Source organism: Amycolatopsis sp. NPDC001319, from assembly GCF_042896185.1.
Classification (GTDB): domain Bacteria; phylum Actinomycetota; class Actinomycetes; order Mycobacteriales; family Pseudonocardiaceae; genus Amycolatopsis.
This window is the reverse complement of the sequence record NZ_JBIAWY010000013.1, coordinates 1-18,897: the sequence shown is the minus strand read 5'-3', so window position 1 is coordinate 18,897 and position 18,897 is coordinate 1. Positions and strand designations below refer to the sequence as shown.

Below are 18,897 nucleotides of genomic sequence, written 5' to 3'. Positions count from 1 at the left end.
CGGCGGGGTTCTCGGTTTCGCGAGGAGCCCGTCGCGGAAATGGCGACCGGCCCGGTCAGCGCCACTTCTTCGGCGCGGGCTTTCGCGACGGGTCGGCGGTCGGGCCAGGTCGCCGGTTCTCGGCGCCGGCCGCTCGGTTCGCCGCGTAAGACCTCGCGGGCGTCAGCCGAGCGCCACCGGGAGGTGCGACAGGCCGCGCATGGTGATCGTCGGGTTCCAGGTCGGGGGGCCGGCCAGGTGGAGGGTGGGGGTGCGGACGGCGAGTTCGCGCAGGGCGGTCTGGCCTTCGAGGCGGGCCAGGGGTGAGCCGAGGCAGAAGTGGATGCCCTGGCCGAAGGCGAGGTGGCGGGAGGGCTCGCGGGTGGGGTCGAAGGTGTCCGGGTCCGGGTGGGTGGCGGGGTCGCGGTTGGCGGCGCCGATGAGGACGATGGCCTGGGCGCCGGGGGCGACGTCGGTGGTGCCGACGCGCGTGGGCTGCAGCGCGACGCGGCTGGTGAGCTGCACCGGGGAGTCGTGGCGCAGGACTTCTTCGACGGCGTTGGGCGCGAGGGCGCCGTCGTCACCCAGGGCGCGGAGGCCGGCTTCGGTGCCGAGCAGGGCGAGGACGCCGTTGCCGATGAGGTTGGTGGTGGTCTCGTGGCCGGCGACGAGCAGAAGGGTGAGCGTGACCAGCAGCTCGGCTTCGGTGAGCTTGTCGCCCTGGTCGGTGACGGCGACGAGGTCCGACAGGAGGTCCTCGCCGGGTTTGCGGCGGCGTTCCGCGGCCAGCTCGCGGAAATAGGCGTTGAACTCGCGGCCGGCTTCGCCCGCTTCCTCGAGTACCGCGTCGGCAACGAGGAACGAGGGGTCGAGCGCGCGGGCCAGTGCGTGCGACCACTCGGCGAAGCGTGAACGGTCGGCCGTCGGGACGCCGAGCATCTCGCTGATCACCTCGACCGGCAGCGGTGCGGCCAACGCGGTCATCAGATCGGCCGAACCGGCTTCGACCAGGTCGGAGATCAGGCGCGCCGTGATGTCCTCGACCCGCGGGCGCAGGCGCTCGACCATCCGCGGCGTGAACGCCTTCGACACGAGCCGGCGCAGGCGCGTGTGGTCCGGCGGGTTGAGCCCGAGGAACGACACCACCGGGCGGCCCTCGGCGTCGACCAGGTCGTCCGGGTGCAGCGTGGCCGGGTCGAGAACCTCGGGCCGCGGGTGCCCGAACGCGGGATCGCGCACGACATCCGTCGCCTCCGCCAGCGCGCTCACCACGAGGAACCCGGGCGCGATCTCGGCGACGGGCTCGGCCTCGCGCCACTTGCGGTACAGCGGGTACGGATCCGCCTTGTGCTCGGGCGCGAACATCTGCGTGAAGGTTTCCAGGTCAGCCACAGCTCTCCCCCTCGACGGCACCACCATCGACCACGTTATGCGCGAACCCCGTTTGCGTCACGTGAAGGCGAGGCGCACCCGCGACGCGCGCTTGACCACGCCGCCGGCGTCCACAAGCTGCCTCGGCGCCGGCAGCACACGGCGCGGCACCAACCGCACCAGGCACGAACACCGGCCTCAGCACGAGAAAGCTGCGCCGACGGCACTGGCCTGCAGTCACACCGCGTGCCGCCCGCTACCAGACCGTCCCCTGGCGGCGCCCGAACGCGGCCCGGCACAGCACACGAAAAGGGCGGGCCGCACGAATGCGGCCCGCCCTTTTCAAAACCTGCGTCAGCGACGCGGGCCCTTCTTGCCCTTCTTCGCCTGTGCGCGCTCGGCGGCGCGGCGTTCGCGGCGGGTGTTGCCCGCGCCGGCGCTGTCGGAGTCGGCACTGTCCGAATGGGACTCCACGCCGCCGCCCTCGGCGGGGCCGGACATGGTCAGTCCGGATTGGACGCCGCCGCCGACGCCCTTGCCGCGCAAGGCCGACGGGACCGACTCGGTGTCGGTCGTGGGCGGCTGGGGCGGGGTCGGGCGCGAGTGGCGGCCGCTGTCGTTGCCGAAGGAGGCGGCCGCGGCGGCGGTGGCCGAGGTGACGCCCGCGGGCAGCGCCGACGGGTCCAGCTGCGGCGCGGGTTCCGGCTCGCTGCGTTCGACCTGGAGGTTGAACAGGAAGCCGACGGCCTCCTCCTTCAGCGAGTCGAGCATCGCGCGGAACATGTCGAAGCCCTCGCGCTGGTACTCGATCAGCGGGTCGCGCTGAGCGAGCGCCCGCATGCCGATGCCCTCCTTGAGGTAGTCCATCTCGTAGAGGTGCTCGCGCCACTTGCGGTCCAGCACGGTCAGCATCACCTGGCGCTCGAGGCGGCGCATCGCGCCCTCCTCGCCCACCAGCTCGTCGATCTCCGCCTCGCGCTTGTTGTACGCGTCGATGGCGTCGTCGACCAGCGCCTGGCGCAGGCCCTCGGCGTCGAGGTCGCCTTCCTCCACCAGGTCGTCCCAGTTCAGGCCGACGGGGTAGAGCGTCTTGAGGGCGGTCCACAGCTGCTCGTGGTCCCAGTCCTCGGCGTAGCCCTCGGAAGTGGCGCCGTCGACGTACGCGCCGACCACGTCGATGGTCATGTGCTCGATCTGCTCACGCAGGTCCTCGCCCTCGAGCACGCGGTGGCGCTCGGCGTAGATCACCTTGCGCTGCTCGTTCATGACCTCGTCGTACTTGAGGACGTTCTTGCGCGTCTCCATGTTGAGCTGCTCGACCTGCGTCTGCGCGCTCTTGATGGCCTTGGAGACCATCTTGTGCTCGATCGGCACGTCGTCGGGCAGGCGCATCGTGGTCATCACGCGCTCCACCATCACGGCGTTGAACCGGCGCATGAGGTCGTCGCCCAGCGACAGGTAGAACCGCGACTCGCCCGGGTCGCCCTGACGGCCGGAACGACCGCGCAGCTGGTTGTCGATGCGGCGGGACTCGTGGCGCTCGGTGCCCAGCACGTAGAGGCCGCCCGCGTCGCGGACCTGCTCGGCCTCTTCCTTGGCGCCGGCCTTGATCTCCTCGAGCACCTTCGGCCACGCGGCCTCGTACTCCTCGGAGTTCTCGACCGGGTCCAGGCCCTGCTCGCGCAGCTCCTGGTCGGCGATGATGTCCGGGTTGCCGCCCAGCACGATGTCGGTACCGCGGCCGGCCATGTTCGTGGCGACCGTGACCGCGCCCAGCTTGCCGGCGCGCGCGACGATCAGCGCCTCCCGGCCGTGGTACTTCGCGTTCAGCACCTCGTGGGGCACGCCCAGCTTCAGCAGCAGCTTCGAGAGGTGCTCGGACTTCTCGACGCTCGTGGTGCCGACCAGCACCGGCTGGCCCTTCTCGTGCCGCTCGGCGATGTCCTCGGCGACGGCCTCGAACTTGGCCTGCTCCGTCTTGTAGATCAGGTCGGCGCGGTCGGCGCGCACCATCGGCCGGTTGGTCGGGATCGGCACCACACCCAGCTTGTAGGTCTGGTGGAACTCCGCGGCCTCGGTCTCGGCCGTACCGGTCATGCCCGAGAGCTTGTTGTACAGGCGGAAGTAGTTCTGCAGCGTGATCGTGGCGAGCGTCTGGTTCTCGGCCTTGATCTCGACCTTCTCCTTGGCCTCGATCGCCTGGTGCATGCCCTCGTTGTAGCGGCGGCCCACCAGGATGCGGCCCGTGAACTCGTCGACGATCGTGACTTCACCGTCGCGGACGATGTAGTCCTTGTCCTTGTTGTAGAGCTCCTTGGCCTTCAACGCGTTGTTGAGGTAGCCGACCAGCGGCGTGTTCGCGGCCTCGTACAGGTTCTCGATGCCGAGCTGGTCCTCGACGAACCGCACGCCCTTCTCGGTGACCGCCACGGTGCGCTTGCGCACGTCGATCTCGTAGTGGTACTTCGAGTTGATCAGGTTGGCCTTCTCGACGCGCTCGCGCGAGCCCATCGTGGTGGTGTCGATGCCCTGCATCAGCGGCGCGAGGCGGGCGAACTCCATGTACCACCGCGACGACTGGTCCGCCGGGCCCGAGATGATCAGCGGCGTGCGCGCCTCGTCGATGAGGATCGAGTCGACCTCGTCCACGATCGCGTAGTTGTGCCCGCGCTGCACGCACTCGTCGAGCGACCACGTCATGTTGTCGCGCAGGTAGTCGAAGCCGAACTCGTTGTTCGTGCCGTAGGTGACGTCGGCCTCGTAGTGCCGGCGGCGCTCCTGCGGGTCCTGCTCGGCGAGGATCACGCCGACCTCGAGCCCGAGGAAGCGGTGGATGCGGCCCATCCACTCCGCGTCGCGCTTGGCGAGGTAGTCGTTGGTGGTGACGACGTGCACGCCCTTGCCGGACAGCCCGTTGAGGTACGCCGGGAGCACGCAGGTGAGGGTCTTGCCCTCACCGGTCTTCATCTCGGCGACCTGCCCGAGGTGCAGTGCGGCACCGCCCATGATCTGCACGTCGTAGGGCCGCTGGCCGAGCACCCGCTTGGCGGCTTCGCGGGCGACCGCGAAGGCCTCCGGGAGCAGCTCGTCGAGCGTCTCGCCCTTGCCGTACCGCTCTTTGAACTCGCCGGTCTTCGCCTGCAGTTCGGCGTCCGACAGGTCCTTCACGTCGTCTTCGAGGGTGTTGATGTGATCGGCGATGTTGCGCAGCCGCTTCACCATCTTGCCCTCACCCGCGCGGAGCAGGCGGTTCAGCACCATCCGGTCGACCTCACTAGCTGATCATGATCGCACCCGAGCCGGTCCCGGGCTTGTGGGCACGGCGCGCACTCGTAGTGCGGCGCCGCCGTCTCACCACATCGTAGGGAACACACAGTGGTCCGCGCACGCACGTGCTCGCAGAAGGTCACGAGAGGCCCCTTCGCACCCTACTCCCGGCACGCGGGTGGCCCGCACGCGCTCGCGTGCGGGCCACCCGTGGCGCCGGCCGGCTCCCCCCGGCCGCGCCGGGTCGGCGGGCTCAGCCGCCGAGCCGGATCACGCCGTAGTCGAAACCCTTCCGCCGGTACACGACGCTCGGCCGCCCGGACTCGGAGTCGTTGAACAGGTAGAAGTCATGGCCGACCAGCTCCATCTCGTAGAGAGCCTGGTCCACCGACATGGGGTCCGCGTTGTGCTTCTTCTCGCGGACGACGCGGCCGGGCTGGTAGCCCAGATCTTCGTCTTCCCAGCGTTTCTGCTGGGGCAGGGTGATCTCACCGGAGCTGACGGCCGCGAAACCTTCGGTGATCGGTTCGGCCGTGTCCGCGGCGGGTGCCTCCAGCACCGCCGTGCTCGCGGTGGGACGGGCGACGGCGTCCGGCGATCCGCCGGCCATCGCCATCGAGGTCGCCTCGGCGACCGACTCCGGGCGGCTGCGCCCGTAGTGCACGCGCCTCCGGTCGTGTGTCCGCCTCAGCCGGTTCTCCAGCTTCGTGACGGCGGAGTCGAGCGCTGCGTAGAAGTCCGCGGCGCACGCTTCGGCGCGTACGGCCGGACCGCGGCCCTTCCCGGTGATCTCGACGCGCTGGCAGCTCTTCGCCTGCCGGCGGTTCGGCTCGTGGAACAACTCCACGTCGTACCGGATGACCTTCTTGTCGTAGCGCTCAAGACGGGCCAGCTTTTCGCTGACGAGTGCCCGGTAGTGGTCGGGCACCTCCACGTTGCGGCCCTTTACGACGATGTCCATACACGACCTCCCTCGCTGAGATGACTGCGAGCTGTTGTGTGTTCACACGGCGCCGGTACTGCGGGGACGGAGCCCGGATCTGGTGGGCTGAGAAGAACTCGATGGCCGGTCACGACGTCTCGTGGCGGATGCTCGAGCGCGGACTCAGCGCGCCTCCGGCGCCAGGGACATGGGCTGCACACCTCCCTGCCTGCGGGGATTGCTGATAGCGGAGCACGTTAGCTTCATCACGCCGCTCGCAACAGCCCCCGGGCCGGGGGATGTCACGATTCGGGAACCCATTACGGCGCGCAGCGAAACCCCCGTGTGCAGCCCGAAATCCCGCCCCTGACGGCCGAACGCGATCACTGCGTTTTCACGCTTACGGCGCAACGGTGCGGGAGCCCGGAAGCCGAGAGTCACGGCCCTGTGCGCCGCAGCCGCCACCCCGGTGGAGTGTTCGGCCGCCCGCGTGATTCCGAGCCTGACCCTCATGTCCCGACAACGGCCCGCCGTCGCGTCGCGTTCCCTCTTGACATCACTCGTGTAGGTGACGTCTGCTCACCCTGCGGCGAGCAACGCGACCACAGCCGACACGGCGACCCCGGCGTCGGTGAGTGCTCGCACGCACGCGACCGCCGTGGCACCCGTGGTGATCACGTCGTCGAGCACCACGACCCGGCTGCCCGGCGGAGGCCGGCCCGCGGGCACGAACCGCAGCCGCCCGGCCAGGTTGGCGACGCGCTCCGCCCGGCTGAGACCCACGGCGTCACGGGCGCCCTTCAACTCGAGAGCGGGCGCGACGAAGGCCTCGGCGCCCGTCCGGGCGAGACAGCGCGCGGCCGCCTCGGCAAGGCGCTGCACGTGCGGACCACCACGGAGGCGTGAAGCCGAGCGACGGCTCGGTGCCGGGACGAGACACCACGGCCCGGCGCGCGCGGAATCCCCGGCGGCGGCGGAATGCCCGGCGAACATGAGATCGCCGGCGACCGCGGAACCCCCGGCGGCCACGGGCTTTTCGAGCCGCTGACCGCCGCGCGAAGACCCGACGACGCCCGGTTCACCGAACGAAGGTCCACCGAGTGAGTGTCCCTCACAGCGCGGCCCGGCGCGGGGCACACCGGCCCGCGGCAAGGCCGCCAGCGCGGACGCCAGCACCCGACCGAGTGCCGGCGCGACATCACGACGGCCACGCTCCTTGTAGGCGATCAGGACGCGCTTGGCCACGCCCTGGTAGCGGGCCAGCGCGTACGCCGGCGCGAGACCGGTCAGCGGCGCGCGGACCACCTCCGTGAGTGACCCCCACACCCGCGAACACTCCGCGCAGCACGGGACACCGCGGGCACCACAGCCGGCGCACCGGGCCGGGACGAGCAGATCGAGAACCATGACTCGCAGTGTGCACCCGGGCACCGACAGTTTCGGCGCCTCGAGCCCGCGCCGATCGAAAACGGGCGAGAAACCCTCGTCAGCCCGGGTAGAACGGCGACGCGTGCAGCATCGTGTGGGCCTGGGGCCGCCAGACCTCACCCAGTTCGGTGGCGTTCCACAGCCCGCCCGGGTCGGCCACCACGATGGGCCGGTTGGGCGCCGCCGTGACCGCCGTGACCGGCGCGGTCAGGTTCGAGCCGTTGAACGCGTCCATCCGGCGCCCGTCCACGGAAACGCGCTGCACGGGCTGCGAACTGGACGACGTGACGACCACCAGCGAGTCGGCCGTCGAACCCCAGTCGAGGTCCACGACGTCCGACAGGTCACCCGGCTGGAGCACGCGCGGCTCCCGCAGCGTCACGGTGTCGCCGTTGCGCACGACCGCCGCGACCACGAGCTGGCCGTTGACGATCGCCGCCACGCGGGCACCGTCGCGCGAGAGGCGCAGGGCGTCGATGTCGGAGCCGAGGGCGAGCAGGTCGTTGGCGTTCACGCTCTGGCGCAGCCAGTGGCCGGTCGGGTCGAGGACCATGCGGGCGACGATCGAGTGGTCCACCACGGTCCACACCTCGCCCGACGGGCCGGCCTCACTCGGCGCCGGCCGCCAGGTCGGGCGGCTCAGCGAACCGCCGGAGAGGTCCACCAGCGGAAGGTCGCGGCCCAGGTCGCCGACGCGCAGCTGAACGCGGTCGCCGTTGCGCTCCACCACGGCGAGCCGCTTGCCGTCGATCGACTGCGCAGCGCTGACCACGGCGTACCCGCCGTTGCCCGCCGGCCCCGCGATGGGCGCGCCGTCGCCGAGCGAGCGGATGCGCCCGTCGACTGTCATCATGCCCAGCAGGTCGGCGCTCGGCGACGAGGCCGCGCTGTAGGAGGGCACGTCGCTGCTGCGCCAGTACTCGTGGCCGCGCACGAGCGGCTGGCCGTCGGCGAGCAGCCGGACGCGGGTGGACGTGACGGCCTGCATCGACAGCATGATCTGCGCCGCGATCAGCGTTCTCGTCTCCGGACTCGCCCCCGTGAGCCCCGAGAGCTGCACGAGCAGTGAGCCGTCGTCGCTGTTCTTGACGTTGGTGTCGAGCGTGACCTGGTCGCCCAGCAGGTTCTTCACGGCTCCGGCCAGCCCGGCCGACGGTCCCTGAAGGATCAGGTCCATCACGCGCCCGGGCAGGCCCGACTGCGGTTTCGCGGGCACATAGCGCAGGTCGGGCACGAAGGCGCCGGAGTCGGGCGAGTAGAAGCTCACGGCGACGCGGTTGTAGTTCGCCTCGAAGTCGTCGTCGGTCACCAGCAGCGTGGGCGGCGCGCTGGAGATCCGCCACTCTCCGTTCGGCTGCTTGCGCACCTGGATCGTCTGCTCGGCCGGGCCGGAGCCGGGGATGAACGCGCTGTCGGCGCTCAGCGTGCCGAGGGTGAACCCGCGCAGGCCCACGTTGCGCACGTTCGGGTCCGGCGGCGTCGTCGTGGACGGCGACGGAGGCGGTGTCTCGTAGACGGTGCTGAACGTGTTGTCGATGATCGTGATCGCCCGGCCGGGTTTCCACGCGCTGCGCTGCTGGTCGTCGAGGTACGCGCGCGCGGCCGCGTTGTTGGACCGGGGGTCGCCGTTGTTGCGGATGAACTCCCGCACGATGTCGAGCGGGGCGAGGCCGTGCTCCGGCTCGGGCGCGTCGTTGGCCAGCGGCGGCGTCGAGTCCACGGACACGACCAGCGGCTGCGACTCCAGCGGCACGTTGGCGCAGCCGGCGAGCAGCAACAAGCACGCCAGCACGGCGAAAACACGCCTCACCGGCCGACCTCCTCGCGGTCGGCGTCGCGTTCGGGATCACGGTCGGCGAGGATCGCGTCGGGTGCCGGCTGCACCTCGAGCACCGACGACGGCGACAGCGTGATCTCCGCCGTGGCGTCGGGTGGCGGCAGGCGCAGCGGGTTCTCCTCGATCGGCACGTTCTGGTGGCGCGGGAGCAAGAGCCGGAAGCAGGCGCCCTGGCCGAGCTCGCCCCACGCGTCGAGGACGCCGCCGTGCAGCCGCGCGTCCTCCTGGCTGATCGCCAGGCCGAGGCCGGTGCCGCCGGTGCGCCGGTTGCGCGACGGGTCGGCGCGCCAGAACCGGTTGAACACCAGGTCGGCCTCGCCCGCGCGCAGGCCCACGCCGTGGTCGCGCACGGTGATGGCCACCGCCGTCTCGTTCACGGCGACGGTGAGCTGCACGGGTTTGCCCTCGCTGTGGTCGACGGCGTTGCCCAGCAGGTTGCGCAGGATCCGCTCCACGCGCCGGGCGTCGACCTCGGCGGAGGCGTCCTCCTCGGGCAGGATCAGCTCGACGGAGCTGCCCGCGGTCCCGGCGATCACGCGCACCTGCTCGACGGCGCGCGTCGCGATCGGCCGCACGTCGATGTACTCGGCCGACAGTTCTTCGACGCCCGCGTCGAGGCGGCTGATCTCCAGCAGGTCGCCGAGCAGCGCCTCGAAGCGGTCGAGCTCGTCGACCAGCAGCTCCGTGGACCGCGCGAGGCCGGCGGGGAACTGCTCGCGAGACGCGTGCAGCACGTCGGCGGCCATGCGGACCGTGGTGAGCGGGGTGCGCAGCTCGTGGGAGACGTCGGAGGTGAACCGGCGCTGCAGCCCGCCGAACTCCTCGAGCTGACGGATCTGGCGCTGGATGCTCGCGGCCATGCCGTTGTACGACACGGCGAGCTTCGCCAGGTCGTCTTCCCCGACCACGGCGAGGCGCTGCTCCAGGTCCCCGCCCGCGAACTGCTCGGCCGCCGCGGCGGCCTGGCGGACGGGCCGCACCACCTGCCGGACCACCAGGTTCGTGATGCCGGCCAGCAACAGCAGCAGCACGAGCCCGCCGACGAGCAGCGTGTTCTGCACGGTCGACACGGTGTTCTGCTCGCTGGTCAGCGGGAACAGCAAGTACAGCTGCAGCGGGCTCGCCACCGAGCTCAGCGGCGTGCCCACGATGAGGTACGTGGTCGTCGCGCCGTTCTCGGAGACGGTGTGCTCGACGCGCGCGAGGTTGTCGCCCTCCACGAACTGGCGCAGCCGCACCGGCACCGACGTGAACGGCCCCACGAACACCGGGTCGGCATCGGACTGGTCGCGTCCGACGCTCGCGAGCACCGGCTCGAACGTGCCCGCCGTGGACCCCGTGGGCGACGCCGAAGTCGTGGAGATCTTTTTCAACGCGTTCTCAAGCCGGGTGTGCAGCGCGTCCGGCGACTCGCCGCCGACGCCCACCAGTTCACGCGCCGCGGTGTCCGCCAGCGCCTGCGTCTGCTCGACGGCGGCCTTGCGTTTGGTGTCGAGCAGGCGCTCAGTGATCTGGTTCTGCAGCACCATGCCCAGCACGAAAACCACGGCGGCCGACAGCGCGAGCGTCGAGATCGTCACGCGGAACTGCAGCGAGTGGCGCCACAGCTCGTTGAACGCCACCACCCGGCGGCGCGCCAAGACCACGAGGCGCCGGACGAGGCGCACCGTGGCTCGGGCGAAAGCGGTCGGCCGTCCCACCTTCGGGTGACTCTTCGTCCCGGCGGGTGGGCCGGCTGCCGCGGAAGCCGTCATCGGGCCATCACGGCGGGCCGGCCTTGTAACCGACGCCGCGCACCGTCAACACCACCTCAGGGTGCTCCGGGTCCTTCTCGACCTTCGAACGCAGACGCTGGACGTGCACGTTGACCAGCCGCGTGTCCGCCGCGTGGCGGTAGCCCCACACCTGCTCCAGCAGCACTTCGCGGGTGAAGACCTGGCGTGGCTTGCGGGCCAGCGCCACGAGCAGGTCGAACTCCAGCGGCGTGAGCGGGATGGCCTTGCCCTCGCGGGTGACCTCGTGGCCCGGCACGTCGATCGCCAGGTCGCCGATGGTCAGCGACTCGGCGGGCTCGGCCTCGGTGCGGCGCAGGCGGGCGCGCACGCGGGCGACGAGCTCCTTCGGCTTGAACGGCTTGACCACGTAGTCGTCGGCACCGGACTCCAGGCCCAGCACTATGTCGACGGTGTCGCTCTTGGCGGTCAGCATCACGATCGGCACACCGGACTCGGCGCGGATCGCCTTGCAGACGTCGATGCCGTTCATGCCGGGCAGCATCAGGTCCAGCAGGACCAGGTCCGGTTTGAGCTCGCGCAGCGCCGGCAGCGCGCGCGAACCGTCCGCGACCACCGCGGTGTCGAACCCCTCGCCGCGGAGCACGATGGTGAGCATCTCCGCCAGCGCGGGGTCGTCGTCGACCACCAAGACACGTGCCTTCATGAGCACATGTTCGCACTACTTGCGCCGCCGTCGAGCACGACCCGCGCGTTTGACCACCAGAAAGATCAAGATCGCGAGCCCGGGTTGCTCCATCCGGGCGTGCCGGAGCAGGCGTTGGACGGCCCGTGAAGGCTCCCGGGCAGGCGCTCGGGAACCCCCACGGGCCTCGGGTGGGAAGAGCTACGCGACACCCTCGCCGACGACGGCCGGCACCGGCGCGTCGACGAACACCACACCGTCGGTGACCACCACGGAGTAGGTGCGGACGGGGTCCTTCGCGGGCAGGCACGTCGGCGCGCCGGTGCGCAGGTCGAACTGGGCCGCGTGCAGCGGGCACTCCACGAAGCAGCCTTCGAGCCAGCCGTCGGCGAGCGAGGCGTCCTGGTGGGTGCAGGTGTCGTCGATCGCGTAGAAGCCGGTGGCGGTGTGGAAAACGGCGATCGGGGTCGGGCCGTCGATGCGGAGGGACTCGCCCTCGGGCAGGTCGGCGACGGCGCAGGCACGGATCATCGGGAAGCCTCCGGGAAACGGGTCACGGGAACCGGGAGCGGTGAGTGAATGTTGCGCATGACGCGTTGATGTGCACTGTGCGCAACAGTGCGGCCCGCCGGCCCCCGCCGTCAAGGGATTCGCCCGCTCAGCCGAACAGATCGCCGCCCAGCCGTTAGTGTTGCGCTATGCGGAACCAGGACTCGGGCAACGCAACGGGAAGCCAAGTTCAGTCGGTCGACCGCGCGATCAACGTGCTGGAACTGCTCGCGCGCAACGGGGAGTCGGGGATCACGGAGATCGCCGGTGAGCTCGGGGTACACAAGTCGACGGCGTCCCGGCTGCTGAGTGTCCTGGAACAGCACGGCCTTGTCGAGCAGCTGGGCGAGCGCGGGAAGTACGCGATCGGGTTCGGCATCGTCCGCCTCGCCGGCGCGGCGACCGGCCGCATGGACCTCGCGAAGCTCGGCCGCCAGACCTGCCAGGCGCTGGCCGAGGAGCTGGGCGAGACCGTGAACATCGCGATCGCCGACGACGGCGTGGCCATCAACATCAGCCAGGCCCGCGGCTCGGCCGCCATCACCACGCAGAACTGGACCGGGCAGCGCACGCCGCTGCACGCGACCTCCAGCGGCAAGGTGCTGCTGGCCGCGATGGGCGAGGCCGACCGCAAGCGCGTGCTCGGCCACGGCCTCGAGCAGTACACGCCGCGCACGACCGTGGACCCCGAGGAGCTCGAGTCGGAAGTCGAACGCGTGGCCGAGGACGGCTACGCGGCCTGCTTCGAGGAGCTGGAGCTCGGCATGCACGCCGTCGCGGTGCCGATCCACGGCCCGGGCGGCGAGGTCGTGGCGGCGATGAGCGCGTCGGGGCCGTCGTACCGGCTGTCGAAGCAGCGGATCAAGCAGATCGTGCGGCCGATGACCGAAGCGGCGAAAGAACTTTCGGCGCAACTGGGCTACTACGCCGGCTGACACTCCCCCGGCGTCGGATCGCCTCTGCCGGCGTCCGCGTTACGGGCTTCACCTGCCCGGGCGCAAGCGAAAAACCCCTTCCTCGCGCGGTCTTGACACGCGCCCCCGCGATCCCGCACTTTGTTGCAGAAGACGGAACACACACCCCCATCCGCAACCTGGCCCGTGCCCGGCGGGTCGTTCGGCGCGCCCGGTGAACCCCGGCCAGGAGGTACGCGATGGCAGCCCGACCGCGAGTGGTCGTCATCGGCGCCGGGCAGGTCGGCTGCGCGCTGGCCGACGAGCTCACCGAACGCGGCTGGACCGACGTCACGGTGCTGGAGCAGGGGCCGCTCTTCACCGCCGACGGACCGGGCCTCGTGCACCAGACCGACGCGGACCGCACGCTGACGGAGTTCGCGAAGTACACCGTGGCCAAATACGGCTCGCTGACGCTGGAGGGCCGGTGGTGCTTCCAGCCCGTCGGCGGCCTGGAGCTCGCGACGACGCCGCAGCAGCTGGCGCAGCTGCAACGACGGCACGGCTGGGCGACGTCGTGGGGCGTGCGCGCGTACCTGCGCTCGCCGCGCGAATGCGCCGAGCTGCACCCGCTGCTGGACCCCGCGCAGATCCTCGGCGGCCTGCACACCCCGGGTGACGGCGTGGCGAAACCGCTGCGTGCCGCCGAGGCCCAGGCCCGGCGCGCGATCGACCGCGGCGCGCGGTTCCTGGCGGGACAGCGGGTCGTGGCCGTCGAACGCGGCGGCGGGCGCGTGACGGCCGTGCGCACCGAGACCGACCGGTTCCGCGCCGACGTCGTGGTGTCCTGCGCGGGGGTGGGCGCGCCGGCGATCGGGCGGCTGGTGGACCTGGCCGTGCCACTGGTGTCCTTGGCGCAGCACTACGCGCGCACCGTTGCGCTGCCCGCGCTCGCCGGTGACAACGATGACTTCACGGAGGCGGGCAAGCCGGTGCTGCGCCACGGCGGGCTGTCCGTGCGCGAGCACGTGGACCGCCTCGGCCTCGGCAGCACCGCGCCCCGCACGGCCGGGCCGTTCGCCCCCGCGGACTTCGAGCAGCCCTGGGCCGAGGCCGTGCGCCTGCTGCCCGCGCTGGCCGACGCCAAGGTCGAGGACGGCGTGAGCAGCCTGGTCGCGGCCACCCCGGACGGCAAGCCGCTGCTCGGCGAGCACCCGGACCTCGACGGTTTCTGGGTCGCCGAGGCCGTGGCCTTCCCGCACGCCGCCGGCGTCGCACGGGAGGTGGCGCGGTGGCTCGTCGACGGGCAGCCCCGGCTCGACCTGCACGCGAGCGACCTCGCCCGATTCGAGCGGGTGCAGCTCGCGCCGGACCACGTGCGGGACCGCACGATCCGGACGTTCGCGGGCCCCCGGTCCGACCGGCCGCGGCCGCCGTTGCGCACTTCGCCGTTCTACGAGCGGCACGTCGCGTTGGGTGCGCGCTTCGCCGAAACCGGTGGCTGGGAACGCCCGGAATGGTTCTCCGCCAACGAAACCCTGCCCGAGCTGTCCCGCGTGCCGGCGTCGTCCGAACCGCGGACGGCGAGCGCCGAGGCGATCGTCGCGCGCGAGCGCGTGGCGGTGTTCGACCTGACGCCGGCGACCCGCCTGGAGGTCACCGGACCGGGTGCGCTGCCGTTCCTGCGGACGATGACCACCAACGAGCTCGGCCACGCGCCGGGCGCGGTCACCTACACGCTGCTGCTCGGCGAAGACGGCGGTGTCCGCAGCGATCTCACGGTGGCGAGCCTGGCCGCCGACCGGTTCCACATCGGGGCCAACAGCGCCCTCGACGTCGACTGGCTGCGCCGCCACCTGCCCGGCGACGGCACGGTGCAGATCCACGAAACCACGGCGGGCACGTGCTGTCTCGGCGTGTGGGGACCGCTCGCCGCGCGGGTGCTGGCCCCACTGTCCACAACGGACCTGCCGGCGGACGGCGCCGGCACCGCGTTCGTCGGCACCGTGCCGGTGCTCGTGCTGCGCCGGTCCGGTGATCCGGGCTGGGAGCTGCACACGAGCGCGGATCTGGGCCGGCTGCTGTGGGACACGCTGTGGGAAGCCGGACAGCCGCACGGGATCATCGCCGCCGGGCACCACGCGTTGTCGAGCCTGCGGCGGGAGGACGGCCGGCCCACCTGCGGCGTCGACTTCACCGCGGAGCACGATCCGTACGAGGCCGGGCTCGGGTTCGCCGTGCGGATGGACAAGGGCTACTTCCTCGGCCGTGACGCGCTGCTCGGGCGCTCGGCCGCCACCGTCGGGCGCCGGCTGACGTCGCTGGTCACCGACGATCTGGTGCTGGGCAAGGAACCCGTGTACTTCGAGGGCCGGCCAGCGGGCTACGTGACGAGTGCGGCACGCGGCCACACCGTGGGCAAGAACCTCGCGTACGCGTGGCTTCCCGTCGAATGCGCGAAACCTGGTACACCGGTGGAGATCGAGTACTTCGGCCGGCGGGTGCCGGCGGTCGTGGATCCCGAAGGACCGAGCAGCACGAGGAGAACCGCTTGACGCACTACGACGTGATCGTGATCGGCCTCGGCGGCATGGGCAGCGCCGCGGCGTACCGGCTCGCACAGCGCGGACAACGGGTGCTCGGGATCGACCAGTTCGCGCCCGTGCACAACCTCGGCTCCAGCCACGGCGGTTCGCGCATCACGCGCCAGGCCTACCTCGAAGGCCCCGACTACGTGCCGTTGCTGCTGCGCGCCCACGAGCTGTGGGACGAGATCGAACGCGACACCGGCCGGCACCTGTTCACGCGCTGCGGCGGGCTGATGGCCGGACCGCCGGACTCGCGCACGATCACCGGCAGCGTGCTCTCGGCCGAGAAGTTCGACATCCCGCACGAGCTGCTCGACGCGGCGGAGATCCGCCGCCGCTTCCCGACGATGTCCCCGCGCGACGACGAGGTGGCGCTCTACGAGCCGGGCGCCGGGTTCGTGTCGCCGGAGGGCAGTGTCGCCGCGCACCTGCAGCTCGCCGCGCGCCACGGCGCCGAGCTGCACCACGAGGAGCAGGTGTTCACGTGGAGCACGTCGGAGTCGGGCGTACGCGTGGGGACCGCGTCGAGCTACTACACGGCTTCGCGGCTGGTGCTGTGCCCCGGCGCGTGGGCGCCTGCGCTGCTGGCCGACCTCGGGGTGGACTTCGCGGTGCAGCGGCAGGTGCAGTACTGGTTCGAACCGGCGGACGCGGCGCCGTTCGCGCCCGGCCGGCACCCGGTGTACCTGTGGGAAACCGAGCAGGGCGAACAGTTCTACGGCTTTCCCGCGCACTCACCGCAGGGCGTGAAGGTGGCTTCGCACCTCGCCGGCACGCCGTGCACGGCCGACACGATCGACCGCCGCGTGCACGACGACGAGGTGCGCGCCGTCACCGAGCTCGTCGGCTCGCGGCTGCCGGCGCTGGGCACGTTCCGCCGCGCCGCGACCTGCCTGTACACGAACACGCCCGACGAGGACTTCGTGATCGCGCGGCACCCGGCACACCCGCGGGTGGTCGTGGCGTGCGGGTTTTCGGGGCACGGCTTCAAGTTCGTGCCCGTGGTCGGCGAGATCGTGGCCGATCTGGTCGTCGACGGGAGCACGACGCACCCCATCGCCCTCTTCGACCCCGCGCGCTTCGACGAACGCTGATCGCTCAGGACAGCAGCGACTTGGCCAACGTCGGCAAGTCGACACCGGCCACCCCGTCGAGCACGTGCCACGGCGCGAGCCAGCCGGCCGCGGCCAGCTCGTCGTACACGGCGGCGCACCGCTGCTGCAGGGCGTCATCGGATTCGAACGCGTCCCGCGCCCGCTCGCTGTCCGCGGCGGCCCGGCGGACGGCCCGTTCGGCGGCAACCTCCGGCGACACCCGCAGCAGCAGGTGCGCGTCGGGCCGCGGCAGCGCGAAGCGCTCGACCTCGATGCCCCACACCCAGCGCACGACGTCGCCGTCGCCGTTCTCGCGCAGGCGCGCGGCGGCGTACGCGGCGTTCGAGGCGACGTAGCGGTCGAGCAGCACCACGTCGTTGTCGGCCAGCAGCGCGCGGATCTCGTCGGCCGCGCCGCTGCGGTCGAGCGCGTAGAGCAGGGCCATGCCGTAGACGGAGTCGGCGAGGTCGCCGTGGCCGCGGTGCAGGGCCTCGCGCACGAGGTCCGCGTGGATGCTGCGGCCGTAACGCGGGAACGCCAGGCTGCCGACCCGCGCGCCCTCGCGTTCCAGCTCAGCGGTGAGCCCGTCCGCGAGGGTGCGCTTGCCGGCACCGTCCAGACCTTCGATCACGACCAGTCGCCCCACGGGGCTCACCCTAGGACAGGCGCTACCGGGCCAATGGCGGGGTGACGCCGTAGGACCAGTTGTGGTCCAGCGCGACCTCGCGCTCTCCGGTCACCGTCAGCGCGTCGAGCCGCTTCAGCTCGTCGCCGGTGAGCTCCAGCGAAGCGCCGCCGGCGTTCTCCGCCAGCCGGCCGACGTGCAGCGTGCCCGGAATCGGGACCACGTCCGGCGCCTGCGCCAGCAGCCACGCGAGCGCGACCTGGCCGGGCGCGGCGGCGTGGGCCGCGGCGATGTCGCGCACGACCTCCACGGCGGCGAGGTTCGCCTCGAACACCTCCCGCGCGAACCGCGGCATCTTGCGCCGGTAGTCGTTCTCCGGCAGGTCGTCGAACGAGGTGAGCTTGCCCGTGAGCATCCCGCGGCCCAGCGGGCTGTACGGCACGACGCTGATGCCGAGCTCGCGGCACAGCGGGAACACCTCGTCCTCGATGTCGCGCGACCACAGCGACCACTCGGTCTGCACGGCGGTGATCGGGTGCACGGCGTGCGCGCGGCGGATCGTGTCGGGCGCGGCCTCGCTCAGCCCGAGGTACCGGACCTTGCCCTCCGCCACGAGCTCGGCCATCGCGCCGACGGTCTCCTCGATGGGCGTGTCCGGGTCGACGCGGTGCTGGTAGTACAGGTCGACGTGGTCGGTGTCCAGCCTGGTCAGCGACCGCTCGATGCGTTCGCGGACGTACTCCGGACGGCCGTTGATGATCGCCGGAGCGCCGTCGAACGGACCGCGGACGATGCCGAACTTGGTGGCCAGCACGACCGAGTCGCGGCGGCGCGCGATCGCCTTGCCGATGGCCTCCTCGCTGGCGCCGTAGATGTCGGAGGTGTCGACCAGGGTGACGCCGAGGTCCAGCGCGCGGCCGATGAGGGCGTCGGCGGTGTCGTCGGTGGCGTGGTCCTCGGCCTGTCCGTACGGACGGGCGAAGCCCATCGCGCCGTAACCGACGGCTCCGACGGCGGGACCGCTCGAACCGAGTCGGCGCTGGGGAATGGGGCCCTGGGAAGCAGGCATGGAAGGAATCCTTAGTCGCGGTGGTTGCTCTCGTCGGTGCGGCTAAGTCCGCACCTGTGGACCACAATAAGTCCACGAGTGCGGACTTAGCAACCCGCACGTGCCCCGGAACCGGGGACCAGACTCGTACGCTGGCGACCATGAGTCCTGATCCGACGCCGAAGCGCCGGGACCCCGTGGCCACCCGGGCGGCGATCCTGAGCGCCGCCCGCAAGGCGTTCACCGAGCACGGCTACGACGGCGCCGGCGTCCGCGAGATCGCCCGCGCCGCCGACGTGGACGCGCGGCTGATCGGCAAGTACTTCGGCTCGAAGGAAGGGCTCTTCGCCGAGGTCGTCGAAGTCGCGTTCGAGAAGTCGATGATGATGACGCCCGAGCTCAACGCCGAGGCGGCGCGGGCCCTGCTGACCGGCGACGACCCACACGCGTCCGACGGGATGCTGCTCACCCTGCGCTCGGTCGCCAACCCGCGCGCAGCGGAGATCATGCGCGCGAGCATCGAGCGCAACTACCAGGCCCGGCTCGCCGACGCGTTGCCCGGCACCGACGCGACCGCTCGCTCCGCGCTGCTGATCGCCATCTGCGCCGGGACGCTGCTCAACCGCATGCTGCTGGGCTCGACCGTGCTCACGGGCCCCGACGCCGAAGGCCTGATCCCCTACCTGCGCGCGGCGCTGGACGCCGTGGCCGTCGCGCCGGACGAGCCGGTGGTGGACCGGCGGCCCGGCGGGAGGGACGGCACCGCCGGGCCGGCCGGTACGCCCTAGGTGTATTTGGCCAGGACGTTGGTAGCGGAAGGTTCTGGTTGACGTGGGGAGAACCTCCGGTTGAGGTGTGGCTTGTCTAGGACCCACGTC

At 71.5% G+C, this 18,897-nt stretch carries 14 protein-coding genes; 4 read left to right on the top strand and 10 right to left on the bottom strand.

Going from position 1 to position 18,897, the window contains the following annotated elements; genetic code table 11:
• Positions 1-162: 162 nt before the first annotated feature.
• The 8 genes from ACFY1H_RS38245 to ACFY1H_RS38210 form a co-directional block, all read right to left on the bottom strand.
• Complete coding sequence (locus ACFY1H_RS38245) at positions 163-1,371, bottom strand: cytochrome P450 (RefSeq protein WP_386954729.1); 1,209 nt, start codon at positions 1,369-1,371, stop codon at positions 163-165.
• A gap of 333 nt (positions 1,372-1,704) precedes the next feature.
• Positions 1,705-4,611, bottom strand: a complete 2,907-nt coding sequence (gene secA, locus ACFY1H_RS38240; protein WP_366579732.1) for a preprotein translocase subunit SecA — start codon at positions 4,609-4,611, stop codon at positions 1,705-1,707.
• A gap of 259 nt (positions 4,612-4,870) precedes the next feature.
• Positions 4,871-5,578: a ribosome hibernation-promoting factor, HPF/YfiA family gene (gene hpf / locus ACFY1H_RS38235; protein ID WP_366579733.1), complete on the bottom strand. Its 708-nt coding sequence runs from the start codon at positions 5,576-5,578 to the stop codon at positions 4,871-4,873.
• A gap of 540 nt (positions 5,579-6,118) precedes the next feature.
• Positions 6,119-6,946: a ComF family protein gene (locus ACFY1H_RS38230; protein ID WP_386954725.1), complete on the bottom strand. Its 828-nt coding sequence runs from the start codon at positions 6,944-6,946 to the stop codon at positions 6,119-6,121.
• Positions 6,947-7,025: 79 nt separating this feature from the next.
• Positions 7,026-8,777, bottom strand: a complete 1,752-nt coding sequence (locus tag ACFY1H_RS38225) for an LpqB family beta-propeller domain-containing protein (protein WP_366579736.1) — start codon at positions 8,775-8,777, stop codon at positions 7,026-7,028.
• The gene (gene mtrB / locus ACFY1H_RS38220; RefSeq protein ID WP_386954722.1) at positions 8,774-10,504 is read right to left on the bottom strand and encodes an MtrAB system histidine kinase MtrB; all 1,731 of its coding nucleotides are present in this window, start codon (positions 10,502-10,504) and stop codon (positions 8,774-8,776) included. Before mtrB ends, ACFY1H_RS38225 begins: the two co-directional genes overlap by 4 nt.
• Before the next feature lie 61 nt (positions 10,505-10,565).
• Positions 10,566-11,243, bottom strand: a complete 678-nt coding sequence (mtrA, locus tag ACFY1H_RS38215; RefSeq protein ID WP_139099890.1) for an MtrAB system response regulator MtrA — start codon at positions 11,241-11,243, stop codon at positions 10,566-10,568.
• A gap of 180 nt (positions 11,244-11,423) precedes the next feature.
• The gene (locus ACFY1H_RS38210) at positions 11,424-11,753 is read right to left on the bottom strand and encodes a bifunctional 3-phenylpropionate/cinnamic acid dioxygenase ferredoxin subunit (RefSeq protein WP_366579738.1); all 330 of its coding nucleotides are present in this window, start codon (positions 11,751-11,753) and stop codon (positions 11,424-11,426) included.
• A 167-nt stretch (positions 11,754-11,920) separates the two neighbouring features.
• On the opposite strand from ACFY1H_RS38210, the gene ACFY1H_RS38205 reads away from it, so the two are divergent.
• The 3 genes from ACFY1H_RS38205 to solA all read left to right on the top strand — a co-directional run bounded on the left by ACFY1H_RS38205 (position 11,921) and on the right by solA (position 16,346).
• Complete coding sequence (locus ACFY1H_RS38205; protein ID WP_366579740.1) at positions 11,921-12,706, top strand: IclR family transcriptional regulator; 786 nt, start codon at positions 11,921-11,923, stop codon at positions 12,704-12,706.
• Between the two features lie 218 nt (positions 12,707-12,924).
• Positions 12,925-15,219 (top strand): FAD-dependent oxidoreductase, encoded by a 2,295-nt coding sequence (locus ACFY1H_RS38200; RefSeq protein ID WP_386954715.1) that lies wholly within the window; start codon positions 12,925-12,927, stop codon positions 15,217-15,219.
• The gene (solA, locus tag ACFY1H_RS38195) at positions 15,216-16,346 is read left to right on the top strand and encodes an N-methyl-L-tryptophan oxidase (protein WP_386954712.1); all 1,131 of its coding nucleotides are present in this window, start codon (positions 15,216-15,218) and stop codon (positions 16,344-16,346) included. Before ACFY1H_RS38200 ends, solA begins: the two co-directional genes overlap by 4 nt.
• A gap of 4 nt (positions 16,347-16,350) precedes the next feature.
• Here the strand turns inward: solA and ACFY1H_RS38190 are convergent, their stop codons facing one another.
• Together ACFY1H_RS38190 and ACFY1H_RS38185 are read right to left on the bottom strand one after the other, a co-directional pair.
• Entirely contained in the window at positions 16,351-16,992 is a 642-nt protein-coding gene (locus ACFY1H_RS38190; protein ID WP_386954710.1) for a dTMP kinase, read from the bottom strand.
• A 22-nt stretch (positions 16,993-17,014) separates the two neighbouring features.
• The gene (locus ACFY1H_RS38185; protein WP_366579747.1) at positions 17,015-18,040 is read right to left on the bottom strand and encodes an aldo/keto reductase; all 1,026 of its coding nucleotides are present in this window, start codon (positions 18,038-18,040) and stop codon (positions 17,015-17,017) included.
• 140 nt (positions 18,041-18,180) lie between these two features.
• On the opposite strand from ACFY1H_RS38185, the gene ACFY1H_RS38180 reads away from it, so the two are divergent.
• Positions 18,181-18,807: a TetR family transcriptional regulator gene (locus tag ACFY1H_RS38180; protein ID WP_366579749.1), complete on the top strand. Its 627-nt coding sequence runs from the start codon at positions 18,181-18,183 to the stop codon at positions 18,805-18,807.
• Positions 18,808-18,897 lie beyond the last annotated feature (90 nt).

What these genes read in the sequence shown, in the direction of transcription:
- mtrA (WP_139099890.1), bottom strand. Translation starts at nt 11,243, where the DNA reads ATGAAGGCACGTGTCTTGGTGGTCGACGACGACCCCGCGCTGGCGGAG.
- ACFY1H_RS38185 (WP_366579747.1), bottom strand. Translation starts at nt 18,040, where the DNA reads ATGCCTGCTTCCCAGGGCCCCATTCCCCAGCGCCGACTCGGTTCGAGC.
- ACFY1H_RS38230 (WP_386954725.1), bottom strand. Translation starts at nt 6,946, where the DNA reads ATGGTTCTCGATCTGCTCGTCCCGGCCCGGTGCGCCGGCTGTGGTGCC.
- secA (WP_366579732.1), bottom strand. Translation starts at nt 4,611, where the DNA reads ATGGTGCTGAACCGCCTGCTCCGCGCGGGTGAGGGCAAGATGGTGAAG.
- ACFY1H_RS38180 (WP_366579749.1), top strand. Translation starts at nt 18,181, where the DNA reads ATGAGTCCTGATCCGACGCCGAAGCGCCGGGACCCCGTGGCCACCCGG.
- hpf (WP_366579733.1), bottom strand. Translation starts at nt 5,578, where the DNA reads ATGGACATCGTCGTAAAGGGCCGCAACGTGGAGGTGCCCGACCACTAC.
- ACFY1H_RS38210 (WP_366579738.1), bottom strand. Translation starts at nt 11,753, where the DNA reads ATGATCCGTGCCTGCGCCGTCGCCGACCTGCCCGAGGGCGAGTCCCTC.
- ACFY1H_RS38200 (WP_386954715.1), top strand. Translation starts at nt 12,925, where the DNA reads ATGGCAGCCCGACCGCGAGTGGTCGTCATCGGCGCCGGGCAGGTCGGC.
- ACFY1H_RS38205 (WP_366579740.1), top strand. Translation starts at nt 11,921, where the DNA reads ATGCGGAACCAGGACTCGGGCAACGCAACGGGAAGCCAAGTTCAGTCG.